Here is a 21,317-nt window from a genome sequence, read left to right on the forward strand (position 1 = left end):
CATGGTCGAGATCGTCAACCGTCCCTACGCCAAGGCGTTCGAAACCTTCGCCACCGCGCGGCCTGAGGTCCTCTGCCTTTCCGCCGATCTGACCTCGTCCTGCGAGGTCGACGGCTTTCGCGACCGGCATCCGCAGCAGTTCCTCTCGCTCGGCATGGCCGAGCAGAACATGCTGTCCTTTGCCGGCGGGTTGGCGATGCAGGGCTACCGACCGTTCATTCATACCTTCTCGGTCTTCCTCTACCGCCGCCCCTACGACCAGCTCATCAACTCCATCGCCTATTCCAATCGCAAGGTGCGGCTGATGGGTTTCCTGCCTGGTATCACCACGCCCGGCGGTATTACCCACCAGGCGATCGAGGACATCGCCGTTCTGCGCGCCGTGCCGAACATGACGATCCTCGAGACGGGTGACGCGACCGAGGTGGAATCCGTGCTCGAAGTGGCCGACAGCATCGATGGGCCCGTCTATGTGCGCGTGCTCCGCGGCGAGGTTCCCCGTCTCTTTTCGACGCCTTTCGAATTCAACAAGCTGCGTGTTCTCTCAGAGGGCGACGACATTCTTGTCGTTTCCTCCGGCGTCTGCACCGAGGAGGCGCTGCGCGCCACCCAGCCGCTTCAGGCACGTGGCATCGGCATCACCCATCTGCACGCCTCGACCCTGAAACCCTTCGATCGCGACGGCCTGATCAAGGCGGCGCGCGGCAAGAAGGGGGTCGTCACGCTGGAAAACCACACCGTCGTCGGTGGCCTCGGCTCGCTTGTTGCGGAAATCCTGGCTGAAGAGGGCCTCGGCATTCGGCTGAAGCGGCTCGGCCTCAATGACACCTTCGCCCACGGCGCATCCAAACCCTACCTCATGAAGAAGTATGGCCTCGACGCCGGCGCGCTCGTCGGTGCCATCGGCGAACTTGTCGGCAAGACGCTCGCGATCGGCGAGGACGAATTGGCGGAGGTCCGCATCGACCACGTGCATTCGGCGCAGAAGGCGGAGGCGCTCTAGTGGCTTCGCGTTTCACCGTCACCTACTACGTCGGCGCTTCGGACGCCGAGGAAGCAAAGGCGCGCGCGCTCGACATTGCGCTGGAGCAGACCGTCGAAATCCCGCGAAACGCCGTTCCCAAGGGCTACGTCGAGGACGAGATCCTCGGAAAACTGGAGGCCCTGGAGCGTGACCCGGCCGGCCGGCCGGGTTTTCTCGCCTCGATCTCCTATTCCGACGATGACGTCGGCGGCGACTTTCTGCAGCTCCTGAACGTCATCTTCGGCAACAGCTCGATCAAGCCCGGCCTGAAGGTCGAGGATATCGGTCTTTCGCCGGGTATCCTTGCGCTTTGCACCGGGCCGCGGCACGGCATTGCCGGGCTTCGCGCCCGCGCAGGGGTGGGCGAAAGCCCCCTTCTGATGTCGGCGATCAAGCCGGTCGGGCTCTCCACATCCGAACTCGCCAGCCGCGCCCATGATTTTGCGCTTGGCGGCATGCACTACGTCAAGGACGACCATGGTCTCGTCGATCAAGCGACGTCGCCTTTTGCCGAAAGGCTGAAGGCCTGCATCGAGGCCGTCGGCGAAGCCAACGCAAAAACCGGCGGCAGCACCGGCTTCGTGCCGAATGTCACCGGGCCGGCAGGCGCTGTCATCGAGCGGGCGAAAGAGGCGCAGGCCGCCGGCGCCGGCGCCGTGATGCTGGCTCCGGCGCTCACCGGTTACGATGTGGTGCGCACGCTTGCAGCCGATCCGGGATTCACCTTGCCGATCGTTTCGCATCCGGCCTTCTCCGGCGCGAATGTGGTCTCGGCCGATTGCGGCTTCTCGCACCGATCCTTCTTCGGCACGCTGCATCGCCTGATGGGTGCGGATGCCGTGATCTATCCGAACTTCGGCGGCCGTTTCGGCTTCACGCGCGACGAATGCCTGTCCATCGCCCAGGCCTGTGCGGTCGACATGGGCGGGCCGAAGGCGATCGTCGCGGCGCCCGGAGGCGGCATGACCTTCGAGCGGGTGCCCGAGATGCGCGAGGCCTATGGCAACGACGTCATGTATCTGATCGGCGGCGCCCTGCTTCAGCAGCCGAACCTCGTCGAGGCATGCCGCCGTCTGGTCGCGGCGGTCTATCGCTGAAGATATCGCGCAGGAGCTCCGCGGCGGCCTTGTGACAACGACGCGCTTTGGCCGCAGGCGCGTCGCCGGCGTGCATCTGTGCCGGTGTCGGCCAGGATCGCGCGGGTTCTGCTAGCGGACGGCCGGGCTTGGGACCAGACAGCCCTCCGGCGCCCATCCCGGTGCTCGCAGCGATCGGAATGCCAATATTCGCCAAGAGAGACCTTGACCGAAGACGGCGTCGAGCTGTGCCGGGACCGAAGAACGCCTCCATCGTTTAGGCGCGGCAATTCCGGCGGGCTCGCTCAGGGAGCACTTGTAGCCCGATTTGAGTAAGCGTGTAATCATTGCTCGCCGACTTTGGCCGTGCTGCTATCTGCTCTCAACGAGAGCGCTGCCATGTTTGACGATGAAATCGATGTCCCATGCCCCGAATGCGGCCACGAAAACGGAACGCCGGCCGCTTTGGTGAAGGCCAACGCCGAGCTCCCATGTGAACGATGCGGGACCGCTATCGCGCTGGAAGATCAGAAGCACATGCTCATCATCGAGCACGTTACGGGCAACATTGCGAAACTGAGGCGCTCACTCGCCAAGTTCCGGAACTACGGTCACGGTGCCCGCCGAGGGACTCGAGGCAAGAAGTAACGGCTTGGACACGCCTGCCATGAACCGCTTACCGCGCTACAGGCGGCTTTGATTGGGTCCAACGCGACGTCGTAGCTCGATGCGCTCAGGCCATCCAGCGGGGGCTCGTTGCCCCAGCTTGGATCCGGCGTCGGCGGAATGCGCGCTCGCGGCGGCTCCTCACGCAGCGATCAGTGTTCGCGTGAGCGGATGCCCGGCGTCGGCAAGGCCGTCGATGACGCTGAAGTGGTGCTTGTCCGGTTCGATAACGGCCGCGGTGGTTGCCCCAAGTCCCGTCCAGATATTGGCTAGCAGGGCGCTCTGGCGCAGGAATTCCGCGCGTTCGCCGCCACCGACCCAGCACGTGATGCGGGCATTTTGCATCGGCCGAAGCAGCGCCGGACTCTGCGAGAGCGCCTCGGTCTCGTCGATCGCGAGCTTCTCGTTCATGGCGGTCGACATCAGCGGCCGCAGGTCATGAACGCCCGAGATCGAGACGACGTTGCGGATCCGCGCCTGCACGTCGGACGAAAGCGGCGCCGACACCGTGATCATTCGGCTGGCGAGATGCCCGCCGGCCGAATGGCCGGTCAGCATCAGCGGGCCGTCGACCAGTTTCGAAGCCTCGCTGATGGCAGCGGCGACCTCCTCGACGATGCCGCCGATACGGATCTCCGGGCAGAGCGTGTAGGACGGCATGGCAACGGCATAGCCGTGGCCGACGGCACCGGCGGCGAGATGCGACCAGAAGCTCTTGTCGAGCTGCAGCCAAAAGCCGCCATGCACGAAGACGACCAGGCCCTTGGGCGCACCATCGGGGAAGAACAGGTCCATGCGGTTTCTGGGCCGTTCTCCGTAGGCGACATCAAGCTTCGCCAGCCCCGAAGCCGAAAGCGCGTTGCGGAATGTCTCCGACGGCCCAACCCATGCCTGCGGCCACCGATCGCCGCGCGCAATGTTCGCGCCGTTGGCATAGGCGTCGTTCCAGTCGGAAACGCGGTGTTCCAGCATCGATGCACTCCTCCCTTGGATGTCTCCCCGAGCATAGAAATCGCCCGCTCCGGGAAGAAACGCAATGCCGCCCTTCGAAAAAACTTTAGGCTTGAAATAATTTTGGACTGGTGCGATGCTGCCCCATGTTCAGCCGAGAAGTGGAGGTCTCGCTGTGCCTGTCTCGATCCCTGGAACCGTCGCTGTGACGGCCCGCCCCATCGGCAGCGATGCGATGGCGGCAGCGTGCGCACCCGCCAGGAATCCGCACGACGGCAAGACTTTTATCCGGCTTTGAAAAATGCCTGGGCAACAGGCAGGAACTGAACAAGGGAACAGCCGCCATATGCTTGGACCGACTTCGCACGTCGATACGTTCACCCGCGATCATCTGCCGCCGCCGGAAGAATGGCCGGAGTTCCTTTTCGAAGGCTTCGACTATCCAGATCATCTCAACGCCGCCGTCGAGCTAACGGACGCTATGGTGGCCAAGGGTTTCGGCGACCACACCGCGTTGATCGGCAATGGACGCCGCCGGACCTACAAGGAACTCTCCGACTGGACCAACCGGCTCGCCCATGCGCTGGTCGAGAACTACGGCGTGAAGCCCGGGCATCGCGTGCTGATCCGCTCGGCCAACAATCCGGCCATGGTTGCCTGCTGGCTGGCCGCCACCAAGGCCGGCGCCGTCGTCGTCAACACCATGCCGATGCTGAGATCCGGTGAGCTCGCCAAGATCGTCGACAAGGCCGAAGTCAGTCTGGCGCTCTGCGACACCCGTCTGATGGAAGAGATGATCGCCTGCGCCAAGGACAGCCGTTACCTGAAGCAGGTGGTGAGCTTCGATGGGACGGCGAACCATGACGCCGAACTCGACCGGATCGCACTCGACAAATCCGTGGTGTTCGAGGCCGTGCATACCGGTCGCGACGACGTGGCGCTGCTCGGCTTCACCTCGGGCACGACGGGGATCCCCAAGGCGACGATGCACTTTCACCGCGATCTGCTGGCGATCGCCGATGGTTATGCCCGTGAGGTGCTCGGCGTCACGCCCGACGATGTCTTCGTCGGGTCACCGCCGCTCGCCTTCACCTTCGGCCTCGGCGGCCTTGCGATTTTCCCCTTGCGCTTCGGCGCGGCGGCCACGCTGCTTGAGCACGCGACGCCTGCCAACATGGTGGAGATCATCGAGAAATACAGAGCGACGATCTCGTTTACGGCCCCGACCGCCTACCGGGCGATGATGAAGGCGATGGACAACGGCGCCGACCTCTCGTCGCTCCGCGTCGCGATTTCGGCCGGCGAAACCCTACCGGGTCCGGTCTTCGAGGAATGGACGGCGAAAACCGGCAAGCCGATCCTCGATGGTATCGGCGCGACCGAGATGCTGCACATCTTCATTTCCAACCGTTTCGAGGACCGCAAGGCCGCCTCGACCGGCAAGCCGGTCGGCGGTTACGAGGCCCGGATCGTCAATGACGAAATGCAGGAGGTTCCCCGCGGCACGATCGGCAAGCTTGCCGTACGTGGGCCCACCGGCTGCCGCTATATGTCGGATGCCCGCCAGCGCGACTATGTCCGTGACGGCTGGAATCTCACCGGCGACGCCTTCTACCAGGACGAGGACGGCTTCTTTCATTTCGCCGCCCGTTCGGACGACATGATCATCACCGCCGGTTACAACATCGCCGGCCCTGAGGTGGAAGCGGCGCTGATTTCCCACCCGGAAGTCGCCGAATGCGCCGTCGTCGGTGCGCCCGACGCGGACCGTGGCCAGATTGTCGAAGCCTATGTCGTTCTGATATCTGGCGTGTCGGCGGACGACGCAACGATCAAGCGTCTGCAGGATCACGTGAAGGCGACGATCGCGCCCTACAAGTATCCGCGATCGGTAAAGTTCCTGGACAGCCTGCCGAAAACAGCCACGGGCAAGATCCAGCGGTTCCGATTGCGGTCGGAGACCTGAAAACATGAGCAAATCATACGACCCTTCCAAAGAAGGCGCCCAGATGTCGTTCAAGGGACGCATGTCCTACAGCGACTACCTGATGCTGGAAAAAGTGCTGGACGCGCAGGAGCCGCTTTCCAAAGCCCATGACGAGATGTTGTTCATCATCCAGCATCAGACGTCAGAGCTCTGGATGAAGCTCGCGCTGCATGAGATCAACGCCGCGGTGCGTTCGATCCGCGACGATCGCCTGGAGCCCGCCTTCAAGATGCTGACGCGGGTGGCGCGCATCTTCGAGCAGCTGAACAGCGCCTGGGACGTGCTGCGCACGATGACCCCCAGCGAATACACCACGTTCCGCGAATCGCTCGGCCAATCCTCCGGTTTCCAGTCGTGGCAATACCGGGCGATCGAGTTCCTGGCAGGCAACCGTAACGTCGCGATGCTCGGGCCGCATGCGCACCGCCCGGATATCCTGGAGAAGCTGGAAGCAATTCTTGGCGCCCCGTCGCTTTACGACGAGGCGATCCGGCTGCTTTCGCGCAACGGCTTCGACGTCGGCGAGGAGGCCGAGCGCACCGACTGGCGCGAAACGCGGGTCGAAAGCGACAAGGTCTTTTCCGCCTGGCAGACCGTCTACCGCGATCCCGAGCGCTACTGGATGCTCTACGAACTCGCCGAGAAGCTGGTCGATTTCGAGGACTATTTTCGCCGCTGGCGCTTCAACCACGTCACGACGGTCGAGCGCATCATCGGCATGAAACGCGGAACCGGGGGCACATCCGGCGCGTCCTATCTGAAAAAGATGCTCGAAGTGGAACTTTTCCCCGAGCTCTGGCACGTGCGCACGGGTCTCTGATAGAACACAACCCAAAAGGGAACCAACAAAGAGGAGAACAGCATGAACCGCATTCTGGCAGCGAGCCTTCTTGGCCTCTCGCTTGCAACGTCGAGCCTTGCCCATGCCGAGCCGGTGAAGATCGGCGTCATCACCACGCTCTCGGGCGGCGGCGCGGGGCTGGGCATCGACATGCGCGACGCCTTCACGCTCGCAATCAAGCAGTCGGACAACAAGGACGTCGAACTGGTGATCGAGGACGATGCCCAGAAGCCGGAGCTTGCGGTGCAGATCGCCGAGAAGATGATCCAGGGCGACAAGGTCGACCTGATGACGGGCATCATCTGGTCGAACCTCGCCATGGCCGTCGTGCCGAACACGGTGGCGCAGGACGTCATCTATCTCTCGCCGAATGCCGGTCCGTCGGCGCTTGCCGGTGCAAACTGCAATCCGAACTATTTCAACGTCGCCTACCAGAACGACAATTTCCATGAGGCGATGGGGCAGTACGCCAACAAGGACTACAAGAACGCCTTCATCCTCGCCCCCAACTACCCGGCCGGAAAAGATGCGCTGACCGGCTTCAAGCGCTACTACAAGGGCGCGCTCGCCGGCGAGATCTACACCCAGGTCGGCCAGACGGACTATGCCGCCGAAATCGCCCAGATCCGCGCGTCCGGCGCCGATAGCGTCTACTTCTTCCTGCCCGGCGGCATGGGCATCGCCTTCATGAAGCAGTATGCCCAGTCGGGCGTGAACATCCCGGTCACGGGCCCGGGCTTCTCCTTCAGCCAGGACGTGCTGCCGGCGATCGGCGATGCGGCCCTTGGCGTCAAGAACTCGGCGACCTGGTCGAAGGACCTCGACAACGAGGCCAACAAGAAGTTCGTCGAGGCCTTCAAGGCCGAATACAAGCGCCTGCCCTCGATCTATGCTGCGCAGAGCTGGGATACGGCAAACCTGATCCTCGCCGCCCTTTCCAAGGCTGATGTCAAGGACAAGGACGCGTTCCGCGCAGCCCTGAAGGCGGCCGACTTCCAGTCGGTGCGCGGCAAGTTCGTCTTCAACAACAACAACCACCCGATCCAGAACATCTATGTTCGCGAAGTGGTGAAGGAAGCCGATGGTGTGCTGACCAACAAGATCATCGCCACCGCCTTCGAAGATCACAAGGACGCCTACGCAGAGAAGTGCAGCATGTAATTTGTGCAGCTTTCGCCCGGGTGCGCGGCCCTGATGCCGCCATCCGGGTGATGATCCATGCCTTCTGACACCTAGCTTGGACCGGTCTCTTGTTCACCGCACTCCTGATCGAACAACTGCTCAACGGGCTGCAGCTCGGTGTGATGCTGTTTCTCATGGCCGCCGGCCTGACGCTGATCTTCGGCGTCATGGGGCTCATCAACCTTGCCCACGGCTCGCTCTACATGATCGGCGCCTTCGCCTGCGCGACCGTCGCTGCCGCAACCGGCTCCTTCTGGATCGGCCTGATCGCCAGTCTTGCGGCTGCCGCCGGCGTCGGTGCGATCATCGAGGTCGCCGTCATCCGCAGGCTCTATGATCGTGACCACCTCGATCAGGTGCTCGCCACCTTCGCGCTGATCCTGATCCTGTCCGAAGGCGCGCGCTGGCTCTTCGGTTCCTTCCCGCTCTATCTCGACATACCGCCCTTGCTGCAGGGCGCGGTGCCGCTGCCGGGCGGCGGCCAGTACCAACTCTATCGCCTGGCGATCATCGGCGTCGGTGTTGCCGTGGCCGTTGGTCTCTATCTCCTGATCTCCCGGACCCGTCTCGGCATGCGTATCCGGGCGGGCGAGTCCGATCGCGAGATGATCGGAGCGCTCGGCGTCGATATCGGCACGCTCTACACGGTTGTCTTCGCGCTCGGGGCGGCCCTCGCGGGTCTTGCCGGCGCGCTCGTCGGCGCATTGCAATCGGTGCAGGTCGGCATGGGCGAGCCGGTGCTCATCCTCGCCTTCGTCGTCATCGTCATCGGCGGCATCGGCTCGATCAAGGGCGCGCTGGTCGGCGCTGTTATCGTCGGTGTGGTCGACACGATGGGCCGTTTCCTGCTCCCATCGCTTCTGGCACTCACCATGCCCGCATCGCAAGCAACCACCATCGGCGCAGCCCTTGCCTCGATGCTGATCTATGTCGTCATGGCCCTCATCCTCGCCTTCAGGCCGAGCGGCCTGTTCTCGGCGCAGTCGTGAGGCGATCGATGACACGCGAAACCACGATCAACCTGGTGCTTGCTCTTCTGCTTCTTGGCGCGCCGATGCTCGCCGCAAGTCTGGGCGAACCCTTCTATGTGACGCTCGCGACACGTATCGCCGTCCTTGCGCTCGCCGCCGTCGGCCTCAACCTGGCGCTCGGGCTTGGTGGGCTGCTCTCTTTCGGGCATGCCGCCTTTTTCGGCCTCGGCGGCTATGTCGCCGGTATTCTCGCGACCCACGCGTTCAATGCCGAGCCGCTGTTCGCCGGCATTCCGGCGACGACATCGATGCCGCTCATCTGGATCACAGCCGTCGCGGTCGCGGGTCTCGTCGCACTGCCGATCGGCGCGATCAGCCTGCGCACGTCGGGCGTCTATTTCATCATGATCACCCTCGCCTTCGCCCAGATGATCTACTATTTCGCGATCTCCTGGCCGGCCTATGGTGGCGAAGACGGCCTGTCGCTGTCGATGCGCAACGCGTTTCCGGGCGTCAACACAGCCAAGCCCCTGCCCTATTTCCTGATCTGCTACGCCGCACTGATGGCGGCGCTTCTCCTCTTTCGCGTCGTCGAGGGGTCGCGCTTCGGCAGTGCGCTGCAGGCGGCGCGACAGAACGGGACGCGCCTTGCCGCAGTCGGCATCGCACCCTTCAACATCCGCCTCGTCGCCTTTGCCGTCTCGGCGATGATCACCGGATTTGCCGGCGCGCTCTATGCCGACCTCAATCGCTTCGTCGGCCCCTCGATGCTCTCCTGGCACATGTCGGGCGAACTGATCGTGCTGATCATCCTCGGCGGCAAGGGGCGGCTTTTCGGTCCCGTCGCCGGCGCGATGATCTTCGTCTTCTTCGAATATGTGCTCGGCGGCATTACCGAGCGCTGGCAGTTCTTCCTCGGCCTCATCCTGCTCGGCATCGTGCTCTTTGCCCGCGGTGGCCTGCTGGGGCTCCTCTCCGGAAAGCCGCGCCATGTCTGAGCCCGTCCTAGAAATCCGCGATCTCCGCAAATCCTTCGGCGCGCTCAAGGCGACCGACGGTGTCAGTCTCGAGCTTCGCCCGGGGCAGATCCATGCGCTGATCGGCCCGAACGGGGCCGGAAAGAGCACGCTGATCCACCAGATCGCCGGCTCGCTCAAGGCCGATAGCGGTACGATCCGCTTCCTCGGCCAGGATATCGGCGGCCTCGACATGGCCGCCCGCGCAAGGGCCGGCCTCGCCCGCAGTTTCCAGATCTCCTCGCTCGCCCAGGAGTTCACAGCACTTCGCAACGTCATGCTGGCGGTGCAGGCGCGCCAGGGCAGCAGCTTTCGTTTCTTCCGCCAGGTAACCGGCGACAAGGAGCTGATCGAACCGGCGATGGTGATGCTGGAGCGCGTCGACCTTGCCGCGCGTGCGCATGTCCCGGCGGCGGAGCTCTCGCACGGCGAGCGCCGGCAGCTCGAAATCGCCATCGCGCTGGCACTCGCGCCAAAGGCCTTTCTCTTCGACGAGCCGATGGCCGGCATGGGACCGGAGGGCTCGAAGCGACTGACTGCGTTCCTCGACGGCTTGCGCCAGGAAGCGCCGATGCTCCTGGTGGAGCATGACATGGATGCGGTCTTTGCGCTGGCCGATCGCGTGTCGGTGCTCGTCTACGGCCGCATCATCGCGTCAGGCACGGTTGATGAAATCCGCAGCAACCCGGAAGTCCGCCGGGCCTATCTGGGAGAAGCCGCATGAGCCTCCTTGAGATCAAAGGCCTCGAAACCTTCTATGGCGCATCCCAGGCGCTTTTCGGCGTCGGTCTCGACGTGCGCGAGGGCGAAGTGGTCGCGCTCATGGGCCGCAACGGCATGGGCAAGACGACGACGATCAACTCGATCCTCGGCCTCGTGCGTCCGCGCTCGGGCGCCATCAGTTTCGCCGGCCAGGCGATTTCCGGTTTGCGACCGCACCGGATTGCAAGGCTCGGTCTCGGCCTCGTGCCCGAGGGGCGCCGCTGCTTTCCCAATCTCACTGTCATGGAAAATCTCGTCGCCACCGCCCGCGGCAACGAATGGACCTTCGAGAAGGTCATCGCGCTCTTTCCCCGCCTCGGCGAGCGCCGCGACCAATATGCCAACACGCTTTCGGGCGGCGAGCAGCAGATGCTTGCGATCGGCCGCGCCCTGATGACCAACCCAAGCCTGCTCATTCTCGACGAGGCAACCGAGGGGCTGGCGCCGGTCATCCGGCAGGACATCTGGTCGGCGATCCGCACGCTGAAGGCAGCCGGGCAATCGATCCTCGTCGTCGACAAGACGCTTTCGGAACTGCTGCCCGTGGCTGACCGCTGCTTCGTGCTGGAAAAGGGCACGACCGTCTTCGAGGGAGCGCCGGCAAGGCTGACGCCTAAGCTTCAGGACCGCTATCTCGGCGTCTGAGCGCGCCGGTCGGGCCGCGGGAATGTCGCCGGCGAGCACAGTGGAATAGGCAGCCGCGTCGATGTTGCCGCCGGAGATGACGCAAACGATGTTGCCCTTGAGATCCGGTCGGGCGATTGCGGTCGCAAGGGAGGCAGCCCCTGCCCCCTCGGCGACGACCTTCGATTTCCTGAAGAGAAGCCGCATGGCTTCGGTCACCTGCGCCGGACTGACGGCACTCGCCCCGTCGATCAGGTCCCGCGCGACCGGCCACAATTGAGGCACCAGCGACGGCGCGCCGATGCTCCAGATGAAGGACGGGCGTGTTTCGATCGTCACGATCTGTCCTGCCGCAAGAGCTGCCGAAACCGGGCGGCGTCTTCATCCTCGACTGCGAAAACACGGCAACGGTCGTAGGCGGCCTTGTCGACTGAGCATCGACGCTCGGGCGACAGCCGCTGACGCGTTGCTCCGAAGAAGCCGTCTTGACAAAACCTGAGAGTCGAATTTTTATTGTAAAGCGGTTTAGTAAATCGCTTTACAACGGCAGGGACGGAGCCAAGGTTGACCACACGACGCGTCACAAGCCTCAAGGATGTAGCCCGCGCTGCCGGTGTTTCCGTGACGACGGTCTCGCGCCTTCTGAACGGATCGCTTGACCTCCCCCACGAGACGAAGAAGCGGATCTCGGACGCGATCCACGACCTGAACTATCAGCCCAATCCACACGCCCGTCGCCTCAGCCGCGGCCGCTCCGACACGATCGGCCTCGTTGTTCCCGATATCGCCAACCCCTTCTTCGCGACCCTCGTGGCCGCAGTCGAAGAGGAAGCCGATAGCCGCGGCCTTGCCGTTTCGCTCTACGCCACGCTGAACAGGGCCGGCCGTGAAGTCGCCTATCTCCAGCTGATCGAACGCAATCACGTCGATGGCCTCATCTTCATCACCAACCACCCGGATGACGGACAGTTGGCCACGCTCATCAATCGCACCGGCAAGGTGGTGATCGCCGACGAAGATGTTCCCGGCGCCCGCGCTCCGAAACTGTTCTGCGACAACGAGCTTGGCGGCTATCTCGCGGGCAAACACCTCGCCGAGTTCGGGCACAAAGACGTGCTGTTCGTCGGCGGCCCGGAGGAAATGATCAGCTCACGCCGGCGTCTCAACGGGCTTGAGCGTGGTCTGCAGCAGGCTATCGGTGAAGGTTCCCGGGTTTCGAAATATGCCGGGGACTATACCGTTGGCTTCGGCCGAGAGGCGGCAAAGCGCTTCATCGCGGAGAACCGTCCCGCCACGGCGATCTTTGCGAGCTCGGACGAGATCGCCATCGGCATGATCGAGGTCTTTCGCGACCAGGGGGTGTCGATCCCGGACGATGTCTCGGTGCTGGGCTTTGACGATGTCGGCCCGCTCCACCTGTTCGGCCCGCCCATGACCGCCATTCGCCAGCCGGTCCGTACGATCGGCGCGCGCGCCCTATCCTTGCTTCTCGAAACAAACTGGCAGGACAAGCAGCTTGCCACCGAAGAGCTGCTGCCAGTCGAAATCGTCGTGCGGAAATCCGTTGCTCCGCCTGCGAAACGATAAATCACGCAATGGAGAACCAACAGAGGATTGGAACATGAACTGGACTTTGAAACGCAGGACTCTCATCGCCACGCTTGGGTTCACCGCACTGACCACCCTTGGCGCGGCTCTCTCGCCGGCGCTTGCCGCCGAAAAGACATTCGCGCTCGTGCAGATCAACCAGCAGGCGCTCTTCTTCAACCAGATGAACGAGGGCGCCCAGAAAGCGGCTGACGCCGCCGGCGCCAAGCTCGTCATCTTCAACGCCAACAACGATCCGGCCGCGCAGAACAGCGCGATCGAGACCTATATCCAGCAGAAGGTCGACGGCATCGCTGTCGTCGCGATCGACGTCAACGGCATCATGCCTGCGGTCAACCAGGCGGCCGAAGCCGGCATCCCCGTCGTCGCCATCGACGCGATCCTGCCGGAAGGCCCGCAAAAGGCGCAGATAGGCGTCGACAACGCCACGGCGGGCGCCGACATGGGCAAGCACTTCCTCGACTACATCAAGGCCAACGCGTCCGGAAAAGCCAAGATCGGCGTCGTCGGCGCGCTCAACTCCTTCATCCAGAACGTTCGCCAGGAAGGCTTTGAAAAGACCATCAAGGATGTCGACGGCATCACGTCCGCCGGCGTCGTCGACGGGCAGAACGTGCAGGACAACGCGCTTGCCGCCGCCGAAAACCTGATCACCGGCAACCCCGACCTGACCGCGATCTATGCAACCGGCGAACCGGCTTTGATGGGCGCCATTGCCGCTGTCGAAAGCCAGAGCAAGCAGGATAGCGTCAAGGTGTTCGGCTGGGACCTGACGGCCCAGGCGATCGCCGGCATTGATGCCGGCTACGTCGCCGCCGTGATCCAGCAGGATCCTTCCGCCATGGGCGCTGCCGCAGTCGACGCCTTGAAGAAGGTCGCAGACGGCGGCAGCGTCGAGAAGAACATCGCCGTGCCGGTAACGATCGTCACCAAGGACAACGTCGAGCCATACCGGGCGATCTTCAAATGATGACGACTGAAAGACAGCATCCTCCCGCTGTCGCTGGTGCCGGGGGGGCTTTGCCCTCCCGCACCGGTGTCAGTCCCCGCGTGTCCCTCAAGGGGATCATCAAGACGTTCGGGTCGCACCAGGCACTGCGTGGCGTGGACCTCGACATCTATCCCGGCGAGTGCCTCGGCCTGGTCGGAGACAACGCCGCCGGCAAATCGACGCTCACCAAGATCATCTCGGGAACCTATATTCCGGATGGCGGAACGATCACCCTGGAAGGAGAAGAGGTCCGGTTCTCAGGTCCAGCTGACGCCCGCAACCGTCACATCGAAATGGTCTTCCAGGACCTGAGCCTCTGCGATCATATCGACGTGGTGGGCAACCTCTTTCTTGGTCGTGAGATCAGCAAGGGGCCATTCCTTGATACGAAGACCATGCTCGAGGAAGCACGCAAGATGCTCGATGCGCTGGAAATCCGCATTCCGCGTCTGACCGGCAAAGTCGCTCAGCTCTCCGGCGGACAGCGCCAGGCGATCGCGATCGCGCGCGCCGCTTCGTTCAACCCGAAAGTCCTGATCATGGACGAGCCCACCTCGGCGCTCGCCGTGGCGGAGGTCGAAGCCGTGCTCGCGCTCATCAACCGCGTCAAGGCCAAGGGCGTCTCGGTGATCCTGATCACCCATCGCCTCCAGGATCTGTTCCGTGTCTGCGACCGCATTGCCGTCATGTACGAAGGCACCAAGGTGGCTGAGCGCGAAATCGGCAAGACCAACCTGGAAGACCTCGTCAAGTTGATCGTCGGGGAAGGAGCCAAGCAATGACGGCCTACACCGAACGCGCAAAAGGCTCGCCGGCGGCAGACTTCCTCTCGGAGAACGCCCAGGTCCTGTCGATCGCCTTCTTCTTCCTCGCCTGCGTCGTCTTCTTCGCGGCGACGACCGACACCTTCATGACGCTCGGCAATATCCTGAACGTCATCCGCCAGGCGGCGCCGATCCTCATCGTCGCGGTCGCCATGACGCTTGTCATCATCACGGGGGGTATCGATCTCTCGGTCGGCTCGCAGGTCGCCCTGGTCAATGCCGTCGCGGCGATCGTGCTGGCAATGGGCTATCCGTGGCCGCTGGTCGTCGTCGCAATGCTCTTCTTCGGCGCCTTTCTCGGCTTCGTGCAAGGATGGTTCACGGCCTATCAGGGCATTCCGGCCTTCATCGTCACGCTTGCCGGCCTGTCGATCCTGCGCGGATTGGCGCTCTATCTGACACAGGGCTACTCGATCCCGATCAAGGATGCGCCCGGGTTCTTCATGCTTGGCCGCGGCGAATTCATCGGCATTCCCGTGCCGGCGTTGATTGCAGTCGCGGTCGCAGTACTCGGTTATGTCGTCATCTCCTCGACCAAGTACGGCCGTCAGGTCGTCGCCGTCGGTTCCAATATGGAAGCTGCCCGCCGCGTCGGCATGCCGGCAAAATGGGTTATCGCGTCTGTCTACATGATCGCCGGCATCGCCTGCGCCCTTGCCGGCCTGCTGATCGCTGCGCGCCTCGGCTCCGGCTCTTCGAATGCTGCCGTCGGCTTCGAACTTCAGGTCATCGCCGCGGTGGTACTGGGCGGGACATCGCTGATGGGGGGCCGCGGCACGATCCTCGGAACCGTGCTCGGCACCATGACGATCGCGGTCATCGGCAACGGCCTGATCCTCATGCATATCTCGCCGTTCTTCACGCAGATTGTTACCGGCGCGATCATTCTCGTTGCGATCTGGCTCAACACCCGGATCTTCACCGCCAACTTTCGCTTTGGCGGCAAGAGATGACCGTCATGAGCAAGGAGCTGTCAGAAGGACATGTGCGGTCCGGCAAGGTGATGACGGTGAACGGCGCGATCGACGCGGGCGAGCTAGGCGTCACACTGATGCACGAGCACATCCTCAACGATTGCCGCTGCTGGTGGAACGCACCGCAAACGAAGGAGCGTCAGTATCTCGCCGAAGGCTTCGTCTGCATGGAGATCCTCGGCGAACTGCGCCAGGACCCCTTCGTCAACAAGCACAACATCACGCTCGACGACGAACCTTTGGCGATCGCCGAATTGCAGGCTTTCGCGACCGCAGGCGGCCGTACGGTCGTCGAACCCACCTGCAACGGCATCGGTAGAAACCCGCTCGCCTTAAGGCGGATCTCCAAGGCGACGGGTCTCAATATCGTGATGGGGGCCGGATACTATCTTGCCTCCTCGCATCCGGCCGAAGTCGCGGACATGAGCGTCGACCAGATCGCCGACGGCATCGTCCGCGAGGCTATCGACGGTGTCGACGGTACGGGCGTGAAAATCGGGCTGATCGGCGAAATCGGCGTTTCTTCCGATTTCACCCCGGCCGAGGAGAAGTCCCTGCGCGGGGCGGCTCGTGCGCAGGTTCGGACCGGTCTGCCGCTGATGGTGCATCTGCCCGGATGGTTCCGGCTCGGCCATCGCGTGCTCGATGTCGTCGCCGAGGAAGGTGCTGATCTCCGCCATACCGTGCTCTGCCACATGAACCCGTCGCACGACGACTTCGCCTACCAGAGTGAACTCGCCGCGCGTGGAGCGTTCATCGAGTATGACATGATCGGCATGGACTTCTTCTATGCCGATCAGCAGGTGCAATGCCCGAGCGACGAAGAGGCCGCGCGGGCGATCGCAAGGCTGGTGGAGGCCGGACACATCGACCGCATCCTGCTTTCGCACGATGTGTTCCTGAAGATGATGCTCAGCCACTACGGAGGCAACGGCTACGCCTATGTGCTGCGTCACTTTCTGCCGCGCCTCAAACGACATGGATTGGGCGACGATGCGCTCGACCTGATGATGCGGGGCAATCCCCGCTCGGTATTCCAAACCGGGGCCTGACATTCGGCTCCAAACGCAATTCAAGACCTACGGATAGACCATGACCAAGAAAGTACTTCTCGTCGGCGAGAGCTGGGTAAGCTCCGCCACCCACTACAAGGGCTTCGACCAGTTCGGCAGCGTCACCTTCCATCTCGGTGCCGAACCGCTCGTCAAGGTGTTGAAGGACAGCGAATTCGAGCTGACCTACATGACCGCGCATGACGCCGTGGACCAGTTTCCCTACGAGATGGCCGGCCTCGACGCCTATGATGCGATCATCCTTTCGGACATAGGCGCCAACTCGCTGCTGCTGCCGCCGGCCGTGTGGCTGCACTCGCGCACGGTTCCGAACCGGCTGAAACTGATCAAGGCCTGGGTGGAAAAGGGCGGCGCGCTCCTGATGGTCGGCGGCTATTTCTCGTTCCAGGGCATCGACGGCAAGGCGCGCTGGCGCCGCACGGCCGTCGAAGACACGCTTCCGGTCACGTGCCTTCCCTATGACGACCGCGTCGAAATTCCCGAGGGTGCGGTCGCCGACGTCGTCAAGCCGGAGCACCCGACCATGGCCGGCCTTTCCGGCAACTGGCCGCTGCTTCTCGGCGTCAACGAAGTGGAGGTGCGTCCGGGAGCCGAAGTTATCGCACGCCTTCCGGAAGACCAGGGCGGTCACCCGCTGCTCGTCCTCGGTGGCTTTGGCAAGGGCCGCACTGCAGCCTGGACGTCGGATATCGGCCCGCATTGGCTGTCGCCGGCATTCTGCGAGTGGGACGGCTACGGCCGCCTCTGGAAGAACATCCTTGGCTGGATGACGGAGACGGCGCGCTAAGCAGCCGATGTTGCGCGCTGGGCAAAAACTCAGCGCGCGGCGAGGATTGCTTTGAGCTGCTCGATCGACGGAAACGCCGAGCGGGTGCCGGGACGACTGACGGTGATGGCGGCGGCCCGTGTCGCTTGTTCGATTGCCGTGCGATCGAGACGGCTGCCGCGAAGCGCCGCCGATGCAAGCGCCACTGCCATGAAGGTGTCGCCGGCGCCCGTGGTGTCGACGACATCGCATGCCACGGCAGCGATCCGGACACTGCTTTCGGCTGTGACGAGCATAGCTCCGTCGCCGCCGAAAGTCAGAACGACTTCGCGAACGCCGGCCGCAATCAGCTTGCGGGCAGCGTCTTCGCCGCTGGTCCCGGTCAATGCCTGCGCCTCGCCCTGGTTGAGGAAGGCGATGTCGACCAAGGGCCACAGGGTGCTGAAATGGGGACGCAGGGGAGACGGATTGAAGGCGGTGATCATTCGGCGGGCGCGCGCAGCTTCAAGGACGCCGCGCGTCGTTTCGTCCGAGAGGTTTCCCTGGAGCACCGCAAGGTCCCCGGGAGCCGCGTCGGCCAGAGGTGCTACGGCGTCGGCAAGCGCCAGGTTCTGGGCGGAGTCGGTGGTGGTGATGTTGACGTTTTCGCCATCCGGCGTAGTCAGCACGATCGAGAAGTCGGTGGACTTGCCGGGTACCGGCACAAGCTGGCTCACCACCGGTTCGCTCGCCAGATGCTGGCGGATCATGTCGGCGCGAAAGCCGTCGCCGAAGGCGGCGACAAGGCTCGTCGGCAGGCCTGTGCGGGCCATGACGACAGCCTGGTTTGCGCCCTTGCCGCCGAGGTCTCGAGATCGCTGGCTGCCATGGATCGATGCGCCGGCGGCCGGCATTTCCGACACGGCGATGGTTTCGTCCACCGTCACATTACCGATTACGTAAGCGTGCATGAACATACCTTCGAAAGGGAGAGAAATGCAGGAAATTTCTGACAAGTCCTCAAGCGCCATAAGGGAAATATTCGGGACTGACAAGGTTCTGATCGGCATGATCCATTGCCCCGCCTTTCCCGGCGCGCCACGCTATCGGGGCGCCGATATGTCCGCCATCTACGATGCCTGCATGCGTGATGCCGAGGCGTTGGTCGAGGGTGGCCTGCATGGCCTGATGATTGAAAATCATGGCGACGTACCCTTCTCCAAGCCGGAAGATATCGGTCATGAGACGGCCGCCTTCATGTCCGTCGTCACCGACCGGATAGCGCGAGCCACGGGTGTGCCGCTTGGCATCAACGTCCTTGCCAATGCGCCGATCCCGGCCTTTGCCATCGCCATGGCCGGTGGCGCCAAGTTCATTCGCGTCAACCAGTGGGCCAACGCCTACGTCGCCAACGAAGGCTTCATGGAGGGCCGGGCCGCAGAAGCGATGCGGTATCGCTCGCTGCTGCGCGCCGAGCACATCAAGGTCTTTGCCGACAGCCACGTGAAGCATGGCGCTCACGCGATCGTCGCCGATCGGTCGATCCAGGAACTGACGCGCGATCTCGCCTTCTTCGATGCCGACGGCGTGATCGCCACCGGTCAGAGAACCGGCAACACCGCAACCATCGAGGAAATCGAAGAGATCGGCTCGGCCACGCATCTGCCGCTTCTGGTCGGCTCGGGCGTGACCAAGGACAACATCGTCGAAATCCTCAAACGCACGAACGGCGTGATCGTCGCCTCGTCGTTGAAGCAGGGCGGGGTCTGGTGGAACCCGGTCGACATCGAGCGGGTCAAAGCTTTCCGCGCTGCCGCAGAACCCGCGCTGGAGGCATGACGATGGCGGCTGAAACCCTGTCGGAGCAGATCCTGCTGGAAAACGCTGCCGTCTTCGAAGCGATGGTGAACCATCGCTTCGTCGAGGACATCGTCCACGGGCGCCTCGCCCGTCCGGTTTTCGAACGTTATCTCGTCTATGAGGGCGCCTTCGTCGAAACCGCCATCTCGATCTTCGCCTTTGCAACAGCGAAGGCCCCGACGATCAACCAGAAGCGCTGGCTGATCGCTGTTCTGGATGCGCTCGCCAACCAGCAGGTCGCCTATTTCGAGAGGATATATGCCGAGCGGGGCATCGATGCCAGCGCCCACGATGTCGACCGTCCTGAGGTCGAAGCGTTCCGGTCGGGCATGCTGGAGATCGCAAGAAGCGGTGGTTTTCTCGACACTGTCGCTGCCATGTTCGCGGCCGAATGGATGTACTGGACCTGGTCGAAAAGGGCTGCGCTCGCACAAATTGCCGACCCGCATCTGAAGGAATGGGTCGACATGCACGCCCATGATGATTTCGCGGCGCAGGCGAAGTGGCTGAAGCAAGAGCTCGACCTTGCCGGGGAGACGCTGGAGGCTTCCGAGCGGAGCCGCCTCAGCGCCATCTTCGGGCGCGCACAAGAACTTGAGATCGCCTTTCACGACGCAGCCTATCGCTGATCAGGATCCCCTACCAGGAGCCGACCATGACCCCTCGCGTCCAAATCGACGGCAAACGACTGCTGCAGCGCCTCGACGATTTCGCCCGGATCGGCGCGACGCCAGCCGGCGGCGTCAACCGCCAAGCCTTGTCGCCCGAAGATCGCGCCTCGCGGCGCCTCCTCGCCGAACTCGCATTGGCGCGCGGCTTTCGCGTGTTTCAGGATCCTATGGCCAACCTGTTCATCCGGCGGGAAGGTCGTCTCGCCGCGCGACCGCCATTCGTGATCGGCAGCCATCTCGACAGCCAGCCGACCGGCGGGCGTTTCGATGGAGCTCTCGGGACCCTCGCCGCCTTCGAGGTCATGGAAAGTCTCGAAGACGCGGGGATCGAGACCGATCTGCCGCTTGAGGTCGTCGCCTGGACCAACGAAGAAGGTAGCCGGTTTGCTCCAGGGACGATGGGATCCATGGCCTTCGCCGCGGGCACGATCCCTGATGCCTGGTCCGACCTTCGCGGCCGCGATGGCGCCCCGTTCGTCAACGAGCTGACGGCAACACTCCAAGCCTTGCCAGAGGCCGAGGTGCGCCCGCTCGGTTTCCCGATCTCCGGCTATATCGAGCTCCATATCGAGCAGGGTCCGTCGCTCGAAAGGGAAAACATACCGATCGGCATTGTCTACGGCATCCAGGGGACGCGGTGGCTGGAGGTGACGATCACAGGCCAGGCAGCGCATGCCGGCACGACAGCGCTTGAGTTCCGTCGTGATCCCATGGCAGTCGCCATCGCCGCACTCGAACCGCTCTACAAGAGCGCGATGCCGAACGATCGGCGCGTCCGCTTTACTGTCGGTCGCTTTGCAGTCGAGCCGGGTTCAGTGAATGCCATTCCAGGTTCGGTGACGTTCAGCATTGATCTGCGGCACCCGGAAACCGAAGCCATCGACGCCTTGGAAGGCCGCGTGCGGCACGGCTGCGAGAGCGCGGCTGCTGCAGCCGGCTGCCGTAGCGAATTGAGACGGATATTCGACATGCCTCCCGCTGCCTTCTCGAAAGACCTGCTCGCCTGCCTTGATCGCGCCGCCGCATCGCTCGAACTAGAGACCAAGTCCATGCTGTCCGGCGCGTTCCACGATGCCCTGTTCGTCAATCGCGTTGCGCCCGCCGCCATGATTTTCGTCCCCTGCCGCGATGGACTTAGCCACAACGAGGCGGAATATGTCGAGCCAGAGCATTCAATAGCGGGGGGCCGTATGCTGCTTGCGGCCGTCGTGGAAGCGGTTGCCGTGAGCGCATAGCGGCCGCACGCAAGACCGACATGGAGCGGTTTCACCACCGCGGCTTTGGTTGCAACCATCGCGACGGAAGTCCGAATTCCAGTCGATACATTATGCGATCCTGACCGTACAAAACTAGAGCATATGAAGTCCGCTGATCGCTGCTCCACCAGGGGCGGCACTCGATGCCCACATTAATTCCAATCGACTATGCAAGGACTGCCGCAAGCCAATTGACACATCATATACATCCGCTA

General features: G+C 63.2%; 21 protein-coding genes and 1 pseudogene. 19 read left to right on the top strand and 3 right to left on the bottom strand.

Going from position 1 to position 21,317, the window contains the following annotated elements; translation table 11 throughout:
* Position 1 precedes the first annotated feature (1 nt).
* The 3 genes from C1A35_RS08270 (at position 2) to C1A35_RS08280 (ending at position 2,748) form a co-directional block, all read left to right on the top strand.
* Positions 2–1,003 carry a transketolase family protein gene (locus C1A35_RS08270; RefSeq protein ID WP_104663854.1) on the top strand — a complete coding sequence of 334 codons (1,002 nt, stop codon included), beginning with the start codon at positions 2–4 and terminating at the stop codon, positions 1,001–1,003.
* Positions 1,003–2,121, top strand: a complete 1,119-nt coding sequence (locus C1A35_RS08275) for a RuBisCO large subunit C-terminal-like domain-containing protein (protein ID WP_104663855.1) — start codon at positions 1,003–1,005, stop codon at positions 2,119–2,121. The genes C1A35_RS08270 and C1A35_RS08275 overlap by 1 nt, the downstream gene beginning before the upstream one ends.
* A 378-nt stretch (positions 2,122–2,499) precedes the next feature.
* The gene (locus C1A35_RS08280; RefSeq protein ID WP_104663856.1) at positions 2,500–2,748 is read left to right on the top strand and encodes a hypothetical protein; all 249 of its coding nucleotides are present in this window, start codon (positions 2,500–2,502) and stop codon (positions 2,746–2,748) included.
* Positions 2,749–2,907: 159 nt separating this feature from the next.
* Here C1A35_RS08280 and C1A35_RS08285 read toward each other — a convergent pair whose 3' ends face one another.
* Entirely contained in the window at positions 2,908–3,738 is an 831-nt protein-coding gene (locus C1A35_RS08285; protein WP_104663857.1) for an alpha/beta hydrolase, read from the bottom strand.
* A 325-nt stretch (positions 3,739–4,063) separates the two neighbouring features.
* Here C1A35_RS08285 and C1A35_RS08290 point away from each other — a divergent pair, with 325 nt between their 5' ends.
* From C1A35_RS08290 to C1A35_RS08320, 7 genes are all read left to right on the top strand, one after another.
* A complete protein-coding gene (locus C1A35_RS08290) occupies positions 4,064–5,683 on the top strand; it encodes a benzoate-CoA ligase family protein (RefSeq protein ID WP_104663858.1) in 1,620 nt (539 codons plus the stop codon).
* Positions 5,684–5,687: 4 nt separating this feature from the next.
* Positions 5,688–6,524, top strand: coding sequence for a tryptophan 2,3-dioxygenase (kynA, locus tag C1A35_RS08295; protein ID WP_104663859.1), 837 nt, complete (start codon positions 5,688–5,690; stop codon positions 6,522–6,524).
* Positions 6,525–6,566: 42 nt separating this feature from the next.
* Positions 6,567–7,706, top strand: coding sequence for an ABC transporter substrate-binding protein (locus tag C1A35_RS08300; RefSeq protein WP_104663860.1), 1,140 nt, complete (start codon positions 6,567–6,569; stop codon positions 7,704–7,706).
* 89 nt (positions 7,707–7,795) lie between these two features.
* Positions 7,796–8,716, top strand: a complete 921-nt coding sequence (locus C1A35_RS08305) for a branched-chain amino acid ABC transporter permease (RefSeq protein WP_104663861.1) — start codon at positions 7,796–7,798, stop codon at positions 8,714–8,716.
* 8 nt (positions 8,717–8,724) lie between these two features.
* Complete coding sequence (locus C1A35_RS08310) at positions 8,725–9,696, top strand: branched-chain amino acid ABC transporter permease (protein ID WP_104663862.1); 972 nt, start codon at positions 8,725–8,727, stop codon at positions 9,694–9,696.
* Positions 9,689–10,438, top strand: coding sequence for an ABC transporter ATP-binding protein (locus tag C1A35_RS08315; protein ID WP_104663863.1), 750 nt, complete (start codon positions 9,689–9,691; stop codon positions 10,436–10,438). The genes C1A35_RS08310 and C1A35_RS08315 overlap by 8 nt, the downstream gene beginning before the upstream one ends.
* On the top strand, positions 10,435–11,121 hold the full coding sequence (locus tag C1A35_RS08320) for an ABC transporter ATP-binding protein (protein ID WP_104663864.1): 687 nt from the start codon (positions 10,435–10,437) through the stop codon (positions 11,119–11,121). Before C1A35_RS08315 ends, C1A35_RS08320 begins: the two co-directional genes overlap by 4 nt.
* 129 nt (positions 11,122–11,250) lie before the next feature.
* On the opposite strand, the pseudogene C1A35_RS36670 reads toward C1A35_RS08320, so the two are convergent.
* Positions 11,251–11,439: pseudogene (locus C1A35_RS36670) on the bottom strand (pyridoxal-5'-phosphate-dependent protein subunit beta); the annotation flags it as partial.
* A 225-nt stretch (positions 11,440–11,664) separates the two neighbouring features.
* Between C1A35_RS36670 and C1A35_RS08330 the strand changes: the two are divergent.
* Genes C1A35_RS08330 through C1A35_RS08355 form a run of 6 tightly spaced genes read left to right on the top strand, consistent with a single transcriptional unit; the run spans position 11,665 to position 17,357 of the window.
* Positions 11,665–12,687, top strand: coding sequence for a LacI family DNA-binding transcriptional regulator (locus C1A35_RS08330; protein ID WP_104663865.1), 1,023 nt, complete (start codon positions 11,665–11,667; stop codon positions 12,685–12,687).
* A gap of 34 nt (positions 12,688–12,721) precedes the next feature.
* The gene (locus C1A35_RS08335; protein ID WP_104663866.1) at positions 12,722–13,678 is read left to right on the top strand and encodes a substrate-binding domain-containing protein; all 957 of its coding nucleotides are present in this window, start codon (positions 12,722–12,724) and stop codon (positions 13,676–13,678) included.
* Complete coding sequence (locus tag C1A35_RS08340; RefSeq protein WP_104663939.1) at positions 13,678–14,481, top strand: ATP-binding cassette domain-containing protein; 804 nt, start codon at positions 13,678–13,680, stop codon at positions 14,479–14,481. Before C1A35_RS08335 ends, C1A35_RS08340 begins: the two co-directional genes overlap by 1 nt.
* Positions 14,478–15,476: an ABC transporter permease gene (locus C1A35_RS08345; RefSeq protein WP_104663867.1), complete on the top strand. Its 999-nt coding sequence runs from the start codon at positions 14,478–14,480 to the stop codon at positions 15,474–15,476. Before C1A35_RS08340 ends, C1A35_RS08345 begins: the two co-directional genes overlap by 4 nt.
* 5 nt (positions 15,477–15,481) lie before the next feature.
* Positions 15,482–16,549, top strand: coding sequence for a phosphotriesterase family protein (locus C1A35_RS08350; protein WP_104663940.1), 1,068 nt, complete (start codon positions 15,482–15,484; stop codon positions 16,547–16,549).
* Positions 16,550–16,589: 40 nt separating this feature from the next.
* Positions 16,590–17,357, top strand: coding sequence for a glutamine amidotransferase (locus C1A35_RS08355; RefSeq protein ID WP_104663868.1), 768 nt, complete (start codon positions 16,590–16,592; stop codon positions 17,355–17,357).
* 29 nt (positions 17,358–17,386) lie between these two features.
* Here the strand turns inward: C1A35_RS08355 and C1A35_RS08360 are convergent, their stop codons facing one another.
* A complete protein-coding gene (locus C1A35_RS08360; RefSeq protein ID WP_104663941.1) occupies positions 17,387–18,286 on the bottom strand; it encodes a ribokinase in 900 nt (299 codons plus the stop codon).
* A gap of 25 nt (positions 18,287–18,311) precedes the next feature.
* Here C1A35_RS08360 and C1A35_RS08365 point away from each other — a divergent pair, with 25 nt between their 5' ends.
* The 3 genes from C1A35_RS08365 to C1A35_RS08375 are packed head-to-tail and all read left to right on the top strand — an operon-like array spanning position 18,312 to position 21,081.
* Complete coding sequence (locus C1A35_RS08365; protein ID WP_104663869.1) at positions 18,312–19,154, top strand: BtpA/SgcQ family protein; 843 nt, start codon at positions 18,312–18,314, stop codon at positions 19,152–19,154.
* A 2-nt stretch (positions 19,155–19,156) separates the two neighbouring features.
* Positions 19,157–19,804 (top strand): TenA family protein, encoded by a 648-nt coding sequence (locus C1A35_RS08370; protein ID WP_104663870.1) that lies wholly within the window; start codon positions 19,157–19,159, stop codon positions 19,802–19,804.
* A gap of 26 nt (positions 19,805–19,830) precedes the next feature.
* Positions 19,831–21,081, top strand: a complete 1,251-nt coding sequence (locus C1A35_RS08375) for a Zn-dependent hydrolase (protein WP_104663871.1) — start codon at positions 19,831–19,833, stop codon at positions 21,079–21,081.
* The last annotated feature ends 236 nt before the right edge of the window (positions 21,082–21,317 follow it).

The sequence above is a fragment of the Ensifer adhaerens genome, from assembly GCF_002940685.1.
Lineage (GTDB): Bacteria > Pseudomonadota > Alphaproteobacteria > Rhizobiales > Rhizobiaceae > Ensifer > Ensifer adhaerens_E.

Bases quoted from the DNA above. Each gene is read 5' to 3' on its own strand.
- C1A35_RS08270 (WP_104663854.1), top strand. From the start codon at position 2: ATGGTCGAGATCGTCAACCGTCCCTACGCCAAGGCGTTCGAAACCTTC.
- C1A35_RS08280 (WP_104663856.1), top strand. From the start codon at position 2,500: ATGTTTGACGATGAAATCGATGTCCCATGCCCCGAATGCGGCCACGAA.
- C1A35_RS08285 (WP_104663857.1), bottom strand. From the start codon at position 3,738: ATGCTGGAACACCGCGTTTCCGACTGGAACGACGCCTATGCCAACGGC.
- C1A35_RS08290 (WP_104663858.1), top strand. From the start codon at position 4,064: ATGCTTGGACCGACTTCGCACGTCGATACGTTCACCCGCGATCATCTG.
- kynA (WP_104663859.1), top strand. From the start codon at position 5,688: ATGAGCAAATCATACGACCCTTCCAAAGAAGGCGCCCAGATGTCGTTC.
- C1A35_RS08300 (WP_104663860.1), top strand. From the start codon at position 6,567: ATGAACCGCATTCTGGCAGCGAGCCTTCTTGGCCTCTCGCTTGCAACG.
- C1A35_RS08310 (WP_104663862.1), top strand. From the start codon at position 8,725: ATGACACGCGAAACCACGATCAACCTGGTGCTTGCTCTTCTGCTTCTT.
- C1A35_RS08315 (WP_104663863.1), top strand. From the start codon at position 9,689: ATGTCTGAGCCCGTCCTAGAAATCCGCGATCTCCGCAAATCCTTCGGC.
- C1A35_RS08320 (WP_104663864.1), top strand. From the start codon at position 10,435: ATGAGCCTCCTTGAGATCAAAGGCCTCGAAACCTTCTATGGCGCATCC.
- C1A35_RS08335 (WP_104663866.1), top strand. From the start codon at position 12,722: ATGAACTGGACTTTGAAACGCAGGACTCTCATCGCCACGCTTGGGTTC.
- C1A35_RS08340 (WP_104663939.1), top strand. From the start codon at position 13,678: ATGACGACTGAAAGACAGCATCCTCCCGCTGTCGCTGGTGCCGGGGGG.
- C1A35_RS08345 (WP_104663867.1), top strand. From the start codon at position 14,478: ATGACGGCCTACACCGAACGCGCAAAAGGCTCGCCGGCGGCAGACTTC.
- C1A35_RS08350 (WP_104663940.1), top strand. From the start codon at position 15,482: ATGAGCAAGGAGCTGTCAGAAGGACATGTGCGGTCCGGCAAGGTGATG.
- C1A35_RS08355 (WP_104663868.1), top strand. From the start codon at position 16,590: ATGACCAAGAAAGTACTTCTCGTCGGCGAGAGCTGGGTAAGCTCCGCC.
- C1A35_RS08360 (WP_104663941.1), bottom strand. From the start codon at position 18,286: ATGCACGCTTACGTAATCGGTAATGTGACGGTGGACGAAACCATCGCC.
- C1A35_RS08365 (WP_104663869.1), top strand. From the start codon at position 18,312: ATGCAGGAAATTTCTGACAAGTCCTCAAGCGCCATAAGGGAAATATTC.
- C1A35_RS08370 (WP_104663870.1), top strand. From the start codon at position 19,157: ATGGCGGCTGAAACCCTGTCGGAGCAGATCCTGCTGGAAAACGCTGCC.
- C1A35_RS08375 (WP_104663871.1), top strand. From the start codon at position 19,831: ATGACCCCTCGCGTCCAAATCGACGGCAAACGACTGCTGCAGCGCCTC.